A 17,379-nucleotide genomic window follows, 5' to 3' on the forward strand; every position below is an offset into this window, starting at 1 on the left:
TATTAGACCCCCTTGTGTACACTTGCCGAAGCAAATTAATAGAACAATTATGTTTTTATATTGTACCAGGGGCCCTTGTCATCCTGACGGACTAACCAAATTGTACCGGCATAATTTAATGCCTTATACAACTGTCAATTTTTATTTAAATAACTCCAAGAATAGAATTATATGAAAATAATTAAATACTTATTAATAATAATAGGTTTGCATCCATTCTATTTGAATGCGCAGCAAAATGTTATTAGCGGTAAAGTCATCGATTCTTCTGATGGTTCGCCTCTTCCAGGGGTGAGCGTTCTTGTTAAAACCGAGAACGGACAAAAGTCGGGGACCATGACAAATACTGAAGGCAATTATACTATCCAGGTATCGGCAAATGCTATTGCTCTGGTCTTCAGATCCGTTGGAATGCAAGATGCAGTAGAGAAAATTAATGGAAGAAAAACAATTAACGTACAATTATTCCCTCAGGATACCAAACTATCGGAAGTGGTTGTTACTGCTTTGGGCATAGAAAGAGAAGTTAAGTCGTTAAGCTATAGTACTCAGGGAATAGATGTTGACGCGATGAACGAAACTAAGAGTACAAACATTTTGAATTCTTTGTCGGGTAAAATTGCAGGTGTACAAATTGTTCCTCCTGGACTTAATACAGGATCTGCCCGTATAGTAATCAGAGGAAACAGTTCACTTACAGGTAATAATCAGCCGTTATTCGTTGTGGATGGGATGCCGATAGATAATACCGCTGGTGACGGAAATATCGATTACGGAAATAATGCTGCAGACATAAATTACGAAGATGTTGAAAGCATAGAAGTACTAAAAGGCCCAAATGCATCAGCTTTATATGGATCCAGGGCAGCTAATGGCGTAATTTTAGTTACTACAAAAAAAGGAACACCCAAGTTTAAAGTATCATTAAACTCTAGTTTGATGTTGCAAAGCCTTACAGAGTTCCCCGAATACCAAAATGCTTATGGGGTAGGTACTTCCTTCTATATCGACAATAAAAATTCTATACCGCAGGCTATTAACAATTACCGAAGCTGGGGATCTCCAATGCTGGGACAGCCTTATGTGGCTCTAAATGGAGAGATTAAACCATATCTGCCGCAACCGAACAATGTAAAAGATTTTTATTCTAAAGCCTCTTTACTTACCAATGCCTTGGCAGTGGAAGGCGGAACACCCGGGAATACGTATCGCTTTGCATACACCAATTATAAAGGTACAAGCGTGGTTGATGGGTTTAATTTGAACGGAAAGCATTCCGCGGATTTACGCCTGCAAAATACTTTTTCTAAGATAGTTAAAGTCGATAGTAAGATAAGCTTTATTCGAAATATAGTGGAGAATAGACAATATTCAAATTCGAATGGGCGAAATCCGACAAATCTATATACCCATATGGCAAGAAGTACCGACCTCGCTGAACTTATGCCTTACAAAGATGCTGAAACCGGAAAAGAAATCGGGACACACCGGAATTTCAGTAATCCTTACTGGGTAATCAATGAAAATCCAAATAAGGATACAAAAGATAGAGTAATTGCTTCAATCAATCCGTCTATGAATATTAATAAATGGCTGGATTTCAAGGGGCGTTTAGGAGCAGATGTTTATGTGTGGGATGGGTTTGAGTTTAATAATGCAGGTTCAATCGTCGCTAGTAACCCGGATGGTTATATGAGAACCTTTAATACCAAACAACAAAACATCAACCTTGAAGGTATTCTTACAGCAAAAAGAAAGATGAGTGAGTTTTCGATATTGGCTAACTTGGGCGCGAGTAGTTTTAGTTCGAATTATGAAAAAAGAGAACAACGTATCAGTTCACTTCTTCAACCTGGCCTAATAAATATTTCAAATGCAAAGGAGTTTCCTACGGTATCTCAGGATATTCGCAAGAAGAAGCTCAATTCAGTATTCGGATCCCTATCTGTTGGATATAAAGGCTATGCTTATATAGATGTTACTGGAAGAAACGATTGGTCTTCGACTCTTCCTGAAGGTAACAACTCTTATTTCTATCCTTCAATTGGAGGAACTGTTATAGTAAGTGATCTGCTTGGTCTGAAAAGCGGCTTTTTAAGTTTCGCTAAATTGAGAGGATCTTATGCTGTTGTAGGTAACGATACAGATCCTTATCGCTTAGCCCAGGCTTATACTTTTAATGGCTTTTTCAATGGTGCTCCAATAGCTTCCTTAGGAACTACCATGAATAACCCTGATTTAAAGCCAGAGCGCACAGCTTCGTATGAAATGGGAGTAGATTTACGGTTTTTTAATAATCGTCTGACATTTGATGGAACTTACTATAATGCGGCAACTACCAATCAGATTGTTTCTGCACAGTTACCTGCTTCCAGTGGTTATCAGCGCCGTTTGTATAATGCCGGTAAAATAAAAAACTGGGGTTTTGAAGCAACAGCAAGTGCTAAAATCATTAATTCAAAGAACTTCTCCTGGACAAGTCAAATCAATTATTCAAAAAATAACTCCGAGGTTGTTGAACTGATTGATGGAATAGACCGCTTTCAATTGAACAATTATTCCAGTTATTTATATGTATATGCCGAGGTGGGTAAACCTTATGCTTATCTGCGAGGCTTAGGTGTGGCCAGAGATGCGCAAGGTCATATGCTGCTCGAAGACGGAGGATCGTTGTTGGTAAAAGATAATGATATGGCTTTTGGAACAGCAACACCCGATTGGCTTGGGGGAGTGTATAACACTTTCAGATACAAACGTTTCGACCTGGGCTTGCTGTTTGATTTCAAGATGGGCGGAATAATGTATTCTCGGAGTATATCTGCTATGTTAACTAACGGAGTTTTAGCGGAAACGCTGTATGGAAGGGATGACTATTATCGTAATACAGTTATATGGGGCGAAAGCGGAAGTGAACTAAGTGGTGGCGCTAAGTGGGATGCTTACTTTGCGGATGGAACAAAGAACGATAAATTTGTTACTCCTCAAAACTATGAATATGCCCGTCCTAATTACGCTGAATTTGTAATCTATGATGCTTCTTACATTAAATTGAGGGAAATAGCACTCGGATACAATTTACCTGCATCCATTTTGAAAAAAACTCCAATTAAGAGTGCGAGATTCTCTTTATCAGGTCGTAATCTTGCGATTTTATACAGAAAAACACCTCTGGGACTTGATCCGGAAGCCACGTCAACATCAGGCAATGGACAGGGAATTGAAAATGGAGCACTTCCGCCAAATGCTATATACGGTTTAAACATCAGACTTACATTTTAACGAGCATTATTATGAAATCAAACCTTTTATTTTTGTATATATGTGTATTAGGACTATTTTCCTGTACGAAAGACTTTAAGGAAATAAATACAGATCCTAATCGTCCCGTAAAAGTAGAACCTGATTTTCTTTTTACGACCTCCATTTTTGAAACAATGAATCTGTATGGAGGTAATATGAATCGTGTTGTTTTCTTTAACTATACACAACACTATTCAGGTTTTCAGGGTTCATTTCAACGTTACACCTATAGTCATAGTGAAAATACTGCCTACTGGGTGGATACGTACATTAAAAGTCTTCAACCGGTACATCAAATCGAGCAGAATTTTAAAGATAATCCCGCATATAAAAATCGTGTTGCGATAGCGCGTATCTGGAAAAATTATATTCTATCTAATGCCGTTTCTATTTGGGGAAGTATTCCTACTGATGGAGCATTAAACGGGGATCCCAGCATTCCTTATACTAAGGAACAGGATGTCTATTACAAACTTCTGGACGACCTGAAAATACTATCAGAATCAATTGATTTATCAGGAGATACTTTTTCTGCTGCTGCTGATAAAGTTTATGGTGGCGATCTGCTGAAATGGAAAAAATTTGCTAATACCTTACGTTTAAGGATTGCTTTGAGAATATCAAATGAGGCGCCTAACGGAGATCCTGAAACTGCTAAAAGGGTAGTACAGGAAATTTCCCGGAATGAAGATGCTATTATTAAAACGCAGAATGAAACCGCCGCAGCAAATTGGGGTACCACAAGTGATACCTGGAGTCCTTTATATGATCGGGTAGTTTACAATTATACAGCCAATAAAGCAACTATTCCTGTCCTTTGCGAATCGTTGGTATATCACACGTTGCCTTACGGAGATCCGCGTATCGGTATTTATGCGCAGCGTGCCACCCAAGGACCAAAAAAAGGCGAATACTTTGGACAAAATATTTCTTATGGTGGTGGAAGTACCTTCTCGGGAGGTTTGGAAAACCCACATAGCGGTTTAAAGCAAGATGACTATTCGTATATCGGAGAACGTTTTCTTAAGCCGGATGCTGAGTATGTTTTTTTGTCTTATGCAGAAGCATGCTTTTTGAAGGCAGAGGCGGCGCTTAAAGGTTGGTGGGGAACTTCAAACGCAGCAGGGTACTATTACGAAGGTATAGATGCGTCTTTTAATCGCTACGGCCTTTCATCAGCACAGGCAAACACCTATAAAAATACCCCGGGAATTAAGTGGGGAACCGCTTCTGATACGGTAGGTCGACAGGCTCAGTTTAAAGACTGGTTAAGAATATGTTCCAGTTATGTGCCTGCAGGCGATTTTTCCAGACAGATAACAATGCAGCACTGGTTAGCTATACCTATGCAGGGAGTGGATGCCTGGGCTTTAATAAGACGGACCAGAGTGTTGGAATTTCAACCTCAATTTGCAACCTATGACGGTGACTATGCATATCTGCCAGATCGTATCCTTTACCCGATTGATGAATATCAAACCAACAGAGCTGAAGTGGAAAAAGCAGTTTCATGGTTAAGCGGACCTGATGATTTGTTTACTAAGTTATGGTTTGCGCTCCCACTTAAGAAAAATCCTTATCTGCCACATTAATATTAACAAAATGAAAATTAGACAAATAATATATGTTTTAATGCTGGTTGTATTAACTGCATCATGTAAAAAGGAAAATCAATATTTGCCACCTGATTTCAATTACGAAATTGAGCCGGTGGTGATTACAGAGGATGTGATAACCGGAGCTTATTACTCAAATTATACCGCATCTGATTGGGCTAAGAAGTATACTTATGCCCCGGCATTGGGCGAATATAGTGCTTTAGATGCGAGTATTATGGAACAGCACCGTAAATGGGCTGACGATGCCCGGCTGGACTTCTTTGTTTTTACCTGGAATGGTACTTCAGGAAATGCGCAGCTTAATAGTTTTATCAATGGAAGGAACAGCAAAGTGAAAATGGTAATTAATTACAGTACTGCCCATTTATCTGTGTCAAATACATCACCGTTGACCGGGGCTAAATTAACCACTATGATTAACGAGTTTAAAAGCTTGGCAAATACACATTTTAATCAAGATTACTATTATAAGATTAATGGCCAGCCCGTAGTTGGAATCAGTCCTCTGAATCTTTCTTCGAGTGCGGCAAACAGTATAGATTATGGTACTGTAATACCTGCGCTAAAAGCCGCCATGAAAGAAGTCGGTGTAGACCTTTATATTATTGGAGAAATTACCTCGGGTTGGTTACCTCCTCAGCGTTATAAACCTGCAGTGAAATCCATGGATGCGGTAGTATTGAAAGATTGGTCTACCGATGTATATGATCGTTTTGTGTTTTTTCCCTCATTCAGCGATATGAACTGGAAAAACTGGACCGATTCTACCAAAGTGTGGAATGTTGATTTTGTACCCTGTATATTTCCGGGATATAACGATAAGGTAATGACTCCCACAAGTAAAAAATACGATTTGAATCCTGATGTAGCGTTTTATTCAAAGTATAGCAATGTAGCTAAACGGAATTTGGGAGCAAAAAGAATTGTATTGATAAATTCCTGGAATAATTTCCAAACAGGTACAGCCATAGAACCTACCAAGGAAAATGGTTTGGTATTCCTGGAAACCACAAGAAAAGAGTTTAAAGTTAATCATTAAGACAAAACGATATAAACCAAATAGTATGTCTAACGAATTAAACAGAAGAAAATTTATAGCTTCGATGGGGGCTTTGGCGGTGGCTTTACCCTTAGGAACTTCAGCTTTCGATTTTATTCCAAGTAAAGGTAATGGTTTCAATTTTGTCTTATTGGGCGATCTCCATTACGATAAGCTGGAACATCACGATATGGATTATGTGAAATTAAAATATCCGAATGATATAACACAAATAGAAAACTATTCACGTATCACCAGAGAGAACCTTCCGCTTTTATTAGAAGTTGCTAAAGAAAAAGCTAAACAGTTGAATGTTGATTTTTGGTTGCAGTTGGGTGATTTTGTAGAAGGGCTTTGCGGTTCTGAACAATTGGCTACAAAGCAGGTAACAGAATTTATAGCTCTGGTAAAAGAGCAAGAGCTAAAAAGGCCTTTCTTTGTGATTAAAGGTAATCACGATGTAACGGGAGAAGGAGCAAATGAGATGTATAATGAAACGGTATTGCCGTGGCAAAGTAAAGAATTGAAAACAGCGGTGAATACTGCTAATGCTACATTTGTTCATAAAAAAGCCCGATTTATATTTTTCGATTGTTACCGTTTAAAAGAAAGTATGATCTGGTTAAAAAGGGTATTGGCTGAACATAAGGAAGATTTACTGTTTTTTTCTGTTCACGCGCCAATCATACCATTTGATGCAAGATCTAATTGGCATGTCTTCGGTAAGCCCGGACAAGAAAAAGAAAGAGAAGAATTAGTGAACTTATTGGGGAAACACAGAGCGATTGTACTTTGCGGACATTTGCATAAAACCTCGGTACTGACCCGGACTACACCCGAAGGAAGCCTTATTCAGGTATGTGTTGGTAGTGTTATTCCGTCACCAGATGCACCTGTTAAAAATCATTTAAAAGGAGTAGAATCCTATAATGCTGATTTGGTCAATTTAGAACCTCGTTTTTCTCCAACAACACTTAGCGAGCGTAAAGTAAACCTGGAAAACGAAAAGCCTTTCATCAAACATTATGAATATGCAGATTTCTGTGGTTATGCAAATGTAATGATATCCGCAAAAAATGATGTAGATATTGTTATATACAAAAATGTAGACAAAACACCATGGACTACGGTAAGACTAACCGACTTACCTGGTGCTACCATATAATTTTTATAAACATTCCGTAGGATTAAAACTCCTACGGAAATCAATTAAAACCCATTCGCATGAAAAAGGCTATAATATTCTTATGGATTCTTTTTTCCCTTTCTGTACAGGTTTATGGCAGTTTGGCTTTAGATGAAATAGGTGCTAAAGAAGAGAAAAATCCCCAATCACTATTAACTAGAGGTCCTTATTTACAGGCCGCCTCGAGTAATAGTATCGTAATAAGATGGAGAACCAATGTGTTGGAAAGGGGAGTGGTTCGATATGGAACTTCAGCTGAAAATCTGGAGTTTTCTGTAGAGAATGACTCCATTTCTTTGGAACATATTGTAGCTCTTCATGAATTAAAACCGGATACCAGATATTACTATTCGATAGGAGGTCTAACACATACACTACAGGGCGATACTGCTAACTATTTTTATACACTGCCTTTAAAAGGAAGCAAAGGGATTTATCGTATAGGCTTTTTTGGAGATGCAGGAAATAGATCTCAAAATCAAAAAGATATTCGCGATCAGTTTGTAAAGTATCTGGGAAACGAATATATGAACGCCTGGATACTACTTGGAGATAACGCTTATGAAAGTGGAACTGATGCAGAATATCAATCTAATTTTTTTGAGATTTTTCAGCAGGAATTTTTGAAAAAATACCCGATGTATCCAACCACTGGGAACCATGATTATTTAGATGTAGGGAAGTACAGAGGTAAAAATCAACGGACCCGCGAGGTGGCGTATTTTAAAAACTTTACTATGCCTATTAATGGCGAAGCGGGCGGTGTCCCTTCTTATAATCCCTCCTATTTCTCTTTTGATATTGGAAATATACACTTTATATCCCTAGACTCTTATTACATAGATGAAAACGGACTGAAGCTTTCTGATACCCTAAGTACACAAGTACAGTGGATGAAAAAGGATCTGGAATATGCGCATAAGAAACAAGACTGGATTGTTGTTTTCTGGCACCATCCCCCATACTCTATGGGTGGACACAGTTCCGACAAAGAAATTACGATGGTGAAACTTCGCGAAAACTTGTTACCTATTGTGGAACGTTATGGCGTTGATTTGATTTTGGGAGGCCACAGTCATAGTTACGAACGTTCAAAATTGATGAAAGGCCATTATGGGTTTGAAGCTTCTTTCTCAGAAAAATACAATCTGGATAATTCTTCCGGAGCTTTTAATACTGATAACAGGTATAGCCCATATATTAAAGAAAATAGTAATCAGGGAACAGTATATGTGGTAACAGGTTCGGCAGGCAAACTTGATTCGAATACCCAGCCGTCCTGGCCTCATGATGCAATGCCCTACTCTAACGCCGAAATAGGAGGTGCCGTGATGGTTGAAGTTAATAATAACCGTTTGGACCTGAAATGGATATGCGCCGATGGAATTATACGGGATCAATTCACAATGTTGAAAAACATAGATAAAAAAAAGAGTTTAAAATTGAGCGAGGGAAAACAGGCCTCACTAAGAGCATCTTATAACGGCAAATATGTGTGGAATGAATCAGTAAAAGATACAGGTAAAACTATCAAAGTTCCTACAGTATCAGGTAAAACTTATTATATGGTAAAAGATGAAAATAATCGTGTCAGAGAAGTTTTCGAAGTAGAAGGTATAAAATAAAGTATATATAAACTTAAAGAATTAGATGAAAAAGTTACTCTTTATATTCTTTTTTGGGGTTGGCTACTTAACCTTAAAAGCACAAGATGAAAGTTTTATAGTTCTGGGTGATATGCATTATGATCGTATAGAAGATCACGATCTGGATTACGTAATGACACGTCCTCAGGATTTTCAACAAATATTTAATGAATATCCTCAATATACGGCCTTCTATATGCCAAAATTTCTACAAGTAATAAAAAGGCAGTCGGAGGTGCTAACGCCTAAAGTAAAGGCGGTGGTACAGCTGGGCGATTTAGTAGAAGGAGTTTCTGGCAACGCACATTTAGCCAGACAAATGAACCGTGGAGCTGTTGACTTACTATATTCTGTGAATCTTTCTGTACCATGGGTTTTAGCGAAGGGAAATCATGATGTTAGTAACAGCCCCGGACAACCAGAAGCATGGCAGGAAGTTATTCGACCTTTTATAGAAGGGCAAATAGGTAAGCTAATTGGGCATGGAATGTATACTTATAGGATAAGTGAGCAGACAGAATTTTTTGTGCTTGATCAGTTCTTCAGTAAAGATAGAAATGTGCCTGAAATAGATATGGTTACTTTCTTAGAAAAGGAGCTGGCAGCATCGAAAGCGAAATATAAATTTTTAATCACTCATCAGCCCGTCATTCCGGTTACACATAGGTGTTGGCATTTGCTAAGTGGAATCCGCCGTCCGGTGGAGGATAGCAAACTTAGAGAACGCTTTTTAAATCTACTTGCCAGGCATAAAGTCATCGTGTTGGCCGGTCATCTTCACGAGTATTCCGTATTAAGTAGAAAGACAGCTTCCGGAAATATTGTTCAGGTAATGATAAATAGTGTAAACCGCAGTCTCGAGCCACCTAAACCAAAAAACTTAACTACAGAATACAAAGGTGAACAATGGGTTACTGAAAAAGCCGATTGGCAACCTGATAATAAGTTAGTGAGGTATAAACTTCTGGAAGAGGAAAGAAAGAATGTACTTAAATTTTCTCGCGCCGATCTGCCCGGGTACGGCGTAATAGCTATTTCAGGAGTGAATGGAGAGGTAAAGCTTAATTACTATAATGGTTTATCAGAAAGTCCATTTGAAACAATTAACCTTACAGAACTACAAAAACTAAAATAAAGACTGCGGTCAATAGCAGATATGGTACATGAATTTTAAAAAAAAACATAATTCGGGTAGCTATTAATCTTTTATTAATCTTTCATTAAACTGTTAAGCTTAGAATTGTGCTATTAATAGCAATAAGCTATAACCAAATATGTAAATATGAAAATAATCAATTACTTAACCATCTTGTTGTGGCTTATTCCATTCTATTTAAGTGCGCAGCAAATTACCGTTAGTGGTATAGTAACCGATGGATCTGACGGATCTCCTTTACCTGGTGTGAATGTGTTTATTAATACTAAAGAAGGCAAAAAAGGCGGTACAATAACTAACTTAAGCGGTAGTTACACGTTAAAAGTTCCGGCCAATGCCACGGAATTGGTCTTTAGTTTTATGGGGATGAGTACTGTTACAGAACAAATCAACGGTCGTTTGGTGATTAATGTTGGTATGTCTTCTGAGAGTACAGAGTTACAGAGCGTCGCGGTTACCGCATTAGGTATTAAAAGAGAAACCAAAGCTTTGAGTTATTCCCGGCAGGGTATGGATATTTCTACACTGACTGAAGCGCCGTCTACCAATATTATGTCCTCTTTATCAGGTCGACTGGCTGGTGTACAGATAACTCCCCCGTCAACTAATACTGGTTCGGCCCGTGTTGTGATTCGTGGAAATAATTCGATTACAGGAAATAACCAGCCACTTTTTGTAATCGATGGTATACCGGTAGATAACGAAACCGGAGATGCCAAAGTAACTACTTCAGGAAATAATAACCTTGATTACGGAAATATAGCTGCCAATATCAATCCGGAAGATGTAGAGAGCATCGAAGTTTTAAAAGGGCCTAACGCCGCTGCATTATATGGGTCCAGAGCGGCAAATGGGGCAATATTAATTACTACTAAGCGATCTTCGGGAGTTAAGTTTAAAGTTTCTTTTAATTCTAATTCTACTTTTCAACGTATTTCAGAATATCCGGAATACCAGGATATGTTTGGAGCAGGTAATAGTTTTAAACTAGAGGGATCTGGCTCAACAAATAATCCCGAGCGTATACCAGACCTTGGAGTTTTTTACAGAAGCTGGGGTGCTCCCATGCTGGGGCAGCCAGTTATCAGTATAAATGGAAAGCCAAAACAATACGTAGCTCAGCCAAATAATGTTCAGGATTTTTATCAAACGGCAGCCATGCTAACAAACTCACTGGCTATAGAAGGAGGGAACACCGAAAATAATTATAGGTTTTCATATACTAATTACTCGGGAGGGAGTGTTGTAGCAGGCATTAATGACAATAGAAGGCACAATGCCAATATCCGTGTCCTTAACAAATTTAATAGATGGTTGGATATGGATTCCAAAGTTACTTTTATCAGGAATAAAGTTACCAACAGGCAGTATATGAACGGAAGTACTAAAAATCCAGTTTATCAATATGCCTTTATGGTACGTGATGATCAGCTTTCAGAGTTCAGTGAGTATAAAAATATTTATGGTAATGAAATAAATACACATCGTGAATTCTTAAATCCATATTGGGCCATACATGAAAATCCAAATCAGGATACAAAAAATCAACTGCTTGGCGCTTTTAACGTAAACGCCAAAATTAATAACTGGCTTAAAGTTAATGCCAAATTGGGAACGGAGATGTATTGGCTAAATGGTTATACTTTTAACAATAAAGGAGCTCAAAGTAATCCTAATGGAAGTATGAGTACCATGAATAATACACTGCAAAGTACCAATGCAGATGTAATTTTATTTGCTAATAATAGCTTTGGCAAATTATCCGTTAACTCATTTATTGGAGCTGGTCGTTTTCAAACCATAGTCGGTAAAAATAGCCAGAGTATCAATTCTTTGATTCAACCAGGCTTAATTAATTTGTCGAATTCTGGTGAATTTCCGGTCGTTAGCCAATTTAATTCGGATAAAATAATTTATTCAGTATATGGTTCCACGTCATGGGGATATAATGGATATCTGTATTTAGATGTAACGGCAAGAAATGACTGGTCATCTACGTTACCAGTTGGTAACAACTCTTATTTTTATCCGTCTGTTGGAGGATCTTTTGTGTTTACGGACGCTTTTAAAGGGATTCCTAAGAGCATTCTGTCATTTGGAAAAATCCGAGCATCGTATGCAGTCGTAGGAAATGATACCAGTCCTTACCAGATAGTGCCAACTTATACATTTGACGGTATTTATAACAGTCAGGCTTATGCGTCTTTATCATCTACTTTTTTTAATCCTGGTCTGAAGCCGGAAAAAACAGGTTCTGTAGAATATGGTTTAGATTTGCGGTTTTTGAAAGATCGTATCACTTTTGGAGCCACTCACTACAGAACTTCCACCACAAACCAGATTGTAACCGCTCAGATTACACCGGCAAGTGGTTATACCCGTCGCTATTATAATGCAGGGGAGATTCAAAACTGGGGAACAGAGATTGTTTTGTCGGGAAGCCCGATAAAGACCAGAAATTTTTCGTGGAATATCTTAACCAATTATGCTAAAAATAATTCCAAAGTAAAAAGCCTTGTAGAAGGAGTAAATAGCTTTCAATTGAATTCATGGTTTGGCCGATTGTTGGTATTTGCAGAAGTTGATCAGCCTTATGGGGTTATCAGAGGTGCAGGATGGAAGCGCGATGATATGGGGCGCAAACTGGTGTCTGAAAGTGGACTTCCTATAGCCGATCCTAATATTGTTTTAGGTAATGCGCTGCCCGACTGGACTGGAGGAATAAGCAACTCTTTACAGTATAAAAGATTTAACCTGAATTTCCTGATAGATATTCGAAAAGGTGGGCGTTTCTATTCAGGTACCTACAGACGTTCGTACATTTCAGGGGCACTTGCCAGCACATTAGAGGGAAGAGAAGATTATTATCTGCATAGTTATATCTATGGAGAGTCTGCAGCCAGTTTAACGGGAGGCTTTATTTTTAAGGATGCTTACTTCGAAGATGGTACACCTAATAATAAATATATCTCAACGCAATCTAATGGTTTTTCAAATATTGACGAAATGCAAATGTTTGATGCTTCGTTTGTTAAGCTACGAGAAGTCGTTTTAGGATATAACCTTCCTGCTAAAGTTTTAAAGAAAACCTTCATTTCAAACGCCCGAATATCCTTATCCGGAAGAAATCTGTGGACTATTCATAAAAATGCTCCCAAAGGAATTGATCCGGAAGCCAGTGTGACCTCGGGTAACGGGCAGGGAATAGAATATGGTTCGTTACCTCCATCTTCGACATATGGAGTAGACTTAAGGTTAACCTTTTAATTGAAAAAGCATGAAAAATACATATATAAAATTACTGTTTTTATTGTTTACGCTGTCGTTTACCTCTTGTCAGAAAGAACTCGAAACGACTAATATCAATCCAAATAATCCTAACAGTGTAGATCCGGAATATTTACTAAATACTTCGGTACTTAAGACAATAAATTTATTCGGCGGAGATATGCGCCGCGTGACTTTGTCGCACTATTCTAATTACGTATCCGTAGGGGGCGGACAGCTGCAGCGTTACTATACCTTTGCCAGTACAGTAAACAGTTATTGGCAAACCTTATATGTTTCTTGCCTGCAACCAGTTCATCAAATACAATTAAATTATGCGGATAATCCGTCTTACAAGAACCGGGTAGCCATAGCCAGAATTTTTGAATCGTATATATATGCAAACATAGTTGCTATATGGGGGAGCGTTCCAAAAACTAATGCTTTAACTGGAGAGGTATACATCTCTTATGATAAAGAAGAAGATATTTATTTAAACCTTTTGAATGATTTAAAAGAAGCAGCAAATGCTATTGATCTTAAAGGGGATATCTATCCGGCAAATGCAGACCCTATATTTGCGGGTAATCTGCTGAAATGGAAAAAGTTTGCCAATACTTTGCGCCTGCGTATCGCATTGCAAATTTCGAATGCTTCTTCTGGTAAAGCAGCAGAAATTGTTGGGGATGTTTTATCTAATGAGGTTAATACTATAAGTTCTGCTGATGAAACAGCAAATGCATTTTGGGGGGCAACTTCAGATACCTGGAGCTTCTTATATAATTATAATGTGGTAGAGGCACAGGCGAATGCAGCAAACCTGAATGTTATAGGAGAGTCGTTGATACAGCATATGTTGCCTTATAATGATCCTCGTTTACCAGTATATGCAAAACCAGCTAAACAAGGTCCTTTTGTTGGGCAATATGCAGGGCAACCCAAGGCATCACAGCTACCAAAGGGAGTGAGCCTTCCTAATGGAAACCCACATTCATCATTAGCGCCTGCAGATTATTCTCAGATAGGAGATTATTTCCTTAAATCCAATGCAGAGTACGTGTTTTTATCTTTTGAGGAAGCATGCTTTCTAAAAGCAGAAGCTGCTTTAAAAGGGTGGGGAGGAGCTAAGACAGCCGAACAATATTATAATGAAGGGGTTACGGCTTCAATGAAAAAATATGGCATCGCTCAGCAGGCTATTAATAACTATTTGGCTCAACCAGGAATTAAATGGAATTCTGCTGTAGATACTACCGGTAGAGGACCCGAATTTCAAGATTTCTTAGGTATTACTACCAGTGCTATTCTTCAGCCGGATCCTTTTCGACAAATTGTGATGCAAACCTGGTTAGCCGGTTTTTACAATGCAATGGACGCCTGGACATTGATCAGAAGAACACAGATTTTAGAGTTCCCCCCACATTTTAATCCAGATGGTGGTGAAGGGGGGACAGTAGGGTATGCTTATATCCCACAGAGATTAAACTATCCGCCAAACGAATATCAGGTTAATAAGGCTGCGGTAAACAGTGCCTTATCCTGGTTAAATGGTCCCGATGAATTGAAAACGAAACTATGGTTCGCTTTGCCCGTGAAAAGAAATCCTGCTTTACCACAATAATTGAGATAAAAATGAAAAAGATCTTATATATATTATGCCTTGCCGGATTCATTGTATCCTGCAAAAAAGACCCTCAACTAATCGACAAAGAAAAGTATGTATATGACATTCCGCCGGTTAGATTAAGCACAAACGCTATTGTTGGCACTTATTATTTTAACTATAGCAGTTCCGACTGGAATAAAGTTCATTCAGATACCTCTTTAGTGGTTCCTGCCGGTGGAAAATCATACAATGCAGTAACCGATGCTACTGTATTTCCCAAACAATTGGCCTGGGCCGATGAAGCAGGTGTGGACTACATGATCTTTAAATGGAATGCTTCGGCTACAGATAATTCATTGCTAAATGCATTTGCCACAAGGCGTACTACACAAAATGTTAAAATGGTAATTGGTTATAATACTGCTCATCTAAGTGCAACCAATGCATCGCCTTTAACAGGAGCAAAATTACAAACGATGATTACCGAATTTAAATCCTTAATAACACAACATATTAGCAAGGAGTACTATTATAATATAGCCGGACGTCCTGTGATTTTAATTACGCCTTTAAATTTATCGTCGTCTGCGTTAACAAGTATTGATTATAAGGTGGTTATGGAAGCCTTGCGGGCAGAATTGAAAACCATCGGTGTTAACCCGTTCTTTATTGGAGAACTGGCTACGGGATGGACAGCTCCGGCTAATTTTAGTGCCGATGCCTTGGCTTCAATGGACGCTATTGTGGTTTCTAACTGGAACACTGCAGATTTTGATAGATGGTGGGCGTTTTACAGCTTTGTTGACCTGAACTGGCAAAACTGGAAAGCATCTTTAGATAAACTTAATGTAGAGTTTGTTCCTTGCATATTTCCGGGTTATAATGAACCCAGTGCTGCAACACAACGAATTATAGACAGAACAGAAAAGAACTATGTGGATTATGCCAATGTCGCTAAACGCAATATGGGAGTAAATCAAATGGTGATTATTAACTCTTGGAATGATTTTTCTAAAGGGACTGCACTTGAGCCATCAAAAAAGTATAATAAGCAATTTCTTGAGCTCACAAAAAGAGAGTTTAAAGTTAATTAGATTATGAATTTATGTGTAGTCGTTGGTTTTTCCGATACTAAAAATTGAATTATGAAGAAGACATTTAATCATTTACTGGTCCTCACCTTTTTTGTGTTGATTTTTAATGAGCTAAGCGCTCAGAAAATATCAACTCCCAAAAATAAATGGAAGCATATGTCCTACAATGGACTCGTTATGGTAGGGTATCAGGGGTGGTTTAACGCAGAAGGCGACGGCGCAGATAGAGGATGGAATCATTATCAGGGAAAAAATAACAGATTCGAGCCCGGGAACTGTAGTATTGATATGTGGCCGGATATTGCAGAATACCCTGTAAAATATAAAACTTCCTTTGTCCATGCCGATGGAACACCGGCTTATGTATTCAGTTCCTATGATGAAAGTACCGTCGATTTACACTATAAATGGATGCAACGATACAGTATAGACGGTGCCTTTTTACAACGGTTTGTAACCACTTTAAAAGATCCGAAGGGAGCTAATCACTATAAAAAATTGCTAGGATCCGTTTTAAATTCAGCAAGAAAATACGATAGGGCTGTATCCATTATGTACGACTTGTCGGGTATGCAAAAGGAAGATTATAAAATGGTAATCGAAGACTGGAAAAGGATTATTGACGAATACAGGCTGAATAAGAAAGAAGCTTATGAGAATTATCTGTTTCATAATAATAAGCCTTTGGTTGCAATATGGGGAGTTGGTTTTAACGACAATCGGAAGTATGGATTATCAGAAGTGAACAAGCTAATAGATTTTTTTAAAAATGATCCGATATACGGCGGATGTTCAATATTGTTAGGTGTCCCTACATGGTGGCGCGAATTGAAATACGATACAGAAACTGATCCATATCTGCACACTTTGATAAAAAGGGTAGATATTATTCATCCGTGGTTTGTAGGAAGGTATAACGAAGAAACTTATCCCGATTTCAACGAACGCATAAAAAAAGATATTGTCTGGAGTAAGGCAAATAACATAGACTATGTTCCTGTCGTTTTTCCCGGTTTTAGCTGGAAAAATATGCGTCCCGACGATCCATTTAATGCCATACCCAGAAATGGAGGCAATTTTTTCTGGAAACAGCTGGCAGGGGCTATAGAAGCGGGAGCTAGTATGATCTATGTGGCGATGTTTGATGAAATTGATGAGGCAACAGCCATCTTTAAAGTGGCCAAAGATGTTCCGGTAGGTTTGTCCCGCTTTGTACCTTACGAAAAAGAGGAACCTTCAGATCACTATATGTGGCTAACCGGTCAGGCAGGAGGAATGCTGAAAAAGGAAATTCCCTTCCAAAAAAACATGCCTTATCGAACTTATTAATCAAAAATTTATATAAGTCTAAATTCAAAATTAAAAAGTCAAAAAAGCATAAACCTTTATTTACAATCAGAACAGGATGTTCTTGTATGATCACAAATCAAACTCTATAATAACCAAACAATAGCACATAGATATAT

At 38.2% G+C, this 17,379-nt stretch carries 10 protein-coding genes; all 10 read left to right on the forward strand.

The features are described 5' to 3' along the window. Positions 1–171 precede the first annotated feature (171 nt). The 10 genes from PEDSA_RS17800 (at position 172) to PEDSA_RS17845 (ending at position 17,242) form a co-directional block, all read left to right on the forward strand. Positions 172–3,279 (forward strand): SusC/RagA family TonB-linked outer membrane protein, encoded by a 3,108-nt coding sequence (locus PEDSA_RS17800; RefSeq protein WP_013634557.1) that lies wholly within the window; start codon positions 172–174, stop codon positions 3,277–3,279. 11 nt (positions 3,280–3,290) lie between these two features. Beyond that, on the forward strand, positions 3,291–4,892 hold the full coding sequence (locus PEDSA_RS17805; RefSeq protein WP_013634558.1) for a SusD/RagB family nutrient-binding outer membrane lipoprotein: 1,602 nt from the start codon (positions 3,291–3,293) through the stop codon (positions 4,890–4,892). Positions 4,893–4,902: 10 nt separating this feature from the next. Further along, complete coding sequence (locus PEDSA_RS17810) at positions 4,903–5,958, forward strand: glycoside hydrolase family 99-like domain-containing protein (RefSeq protein WP_041537148.1); 1,056 nt, start codon at positions 4,903–4,905, stop codon at positions 5,956–5,958. A gap of 25 nt (positions 5,959–5,983) precedes the next feature. Then, a complete protein-coding gene (locus tag PEDSA_RS17815) occupies positions 5,984–7,123 on the forward strand; it encodes a metallophosphoesterase family protein (RefSeq protein WP_148233553.1) in 1,140 nt (379 codons plus the stop codon). A gap of 59 nt (positions 7,124–7,182) precedes the next feature. Further along, positions 7,183–8,769, forward strand: coding sequence for a purple acid phosphatase family protein (locus PEDSA_RS17820; RefSeq protein WP_013634561.1), 1,587 nt, complete (start codon positions 7,183–7,185; stop codon positions 8,767–8,769). Between the two features lie 25 nt (positions 8,770–8,794). Continuing rightward, on the forward strand, positions 8,795–9,925 hold the full coding sequence (locus PEDSA_RS17825) for a metallophosphoesterase family protein (protein WP_013634562.1): 1,131 nt from the start codon (positions 8,795–8,797) through the stop codon (positions 9,923–9,925). 147 nt (positions 9,926–10,072) lie between these two features. Beyond that, positions 10,073–13,213: a SusC/RagA family TonB-linked outer membrane protein gene (locus PEDSA_RS17830; protein WP_013634563.1), complete on the forward strand. Its 3,141-nt coding sequence runs from the start codon at positions 10,073–10,075 to the stop codon at positions 13,211–13,213. Positions 13,214–13,223: 10 nt separating this feature from the next. After that, the gene (locus PEDSA_RS17835) at positions 13,224–14,834 is read left to right on the forward strand and encodes a SusD/RagB family nutrient-binding outer membrane lipoprotein (protein WP_013634564.1); all 1,611 of its coding nucleotides are present in this window, start codon (positions 13,224–13,226) and stop codon (positions 14,832–14,834) included. 11 nt (positions 14,835–14,845) lie between these two features. Further along, a complete protein-coding gene (locus PEDSA_RS17840) occupies positions 14,846–15,913 on the forward strand; it encodes a glycoside hydrolase family 99-like domain-containing protein (protein WP_013634565.1) in 1,068 nt (355 codons plus the stop codon). A 51-nt stretch (positions 15,914–15,964) separates the two neighbouring features. Beyond that, complete coding sequence (locus tag PEDSA_RS17845; protein ID WP_013634566.1) at positions 15,965–17,242, forward strand: glycoside hydrolase family 71/99-like protein; 1,278 nt, start codon at positions 15,965–15,967, stop codon at positions 17,240–17,242. Positions 17,243–17,379: the final 137 nt, after the last annotated feature.

Source organism: Pseudopedobacter saltans DSM 12145 (genome assembly GCF_000190735.1).
GTDB lineage: Bacteria > Bacteroidota > Bacteroidia > Sphingobacteriales > Sphingobacteriaceae > Pseudopedobacter > Pseudopedobacter saltans.

Coding starts and splice junctions, on each gene's coding strand:
- PEDSA_RS17800 (WP_013634557.1), top strand. CDS start 172: ATGAAAATAATTAAATACTTATTAATAATAATAGGTTTGCATCCATTC.
- PEDSA_RS17805 (WP_013634558.1), top strand. CDS start 3,291: ATGAAATCAAACCTTTTATTTTTGTATATATGTGTATTAGGACTATTT.
- PEDSA_RS17810 (WP_041537148.1), top strand. CDS start 4,903: ATGAAAATTAGACAAATAATATATGTTTTAATGCTGGTTGTATTAACT.
- PEDSA_RS17815 (WP_148233553.1), top strand. CDS start 5,984: ATGTCTAACGAATTAAACAGAAGAAAATTTATAGCTTCGATGGGGGCT.
- PEDSA_RS17820 (WP_013634561.1), top strand. CDS start 7,183: ATGAAAAAGGCTATAATATTCTTATGGATTCTTTTTTCCCTTTCTGTA.
- PEDSA_RS17825 (WP_013634562.1), top strand. CDS start 8,795: ATGAAAAAGTTACTCTTTATATTCTTTTTTGGGGTTGGCTACTTAACC.
- PEDSA_RS17830 (WP_013634563.1), top strand. CDS start 10,073: ATGAAAATAATCAATTACTTAACCATCTTGTTGTGGCTTATTCCATTC.
- PEDSA_RS17835 (WP_013634564.1), top strand. CDS start 13,224: ATGAAAAATACATATATAAAATTACTGTTTTTATTGTTTACGCTGTCG.
- PEDSA_RS17840 (WP_013634565.1), top strand. CDS start 14,846: ATGAAAAAGATCTTATATATATTATGCCTTGCCGGATTCATTGTATCC.
- PEDSA_RS17845 (WP_013634566.1), top strand. CDS start 15,965: ATGAAGAAGACATTTAATCATTTACTGGTCCTCACCTTTTTTGTGTTG.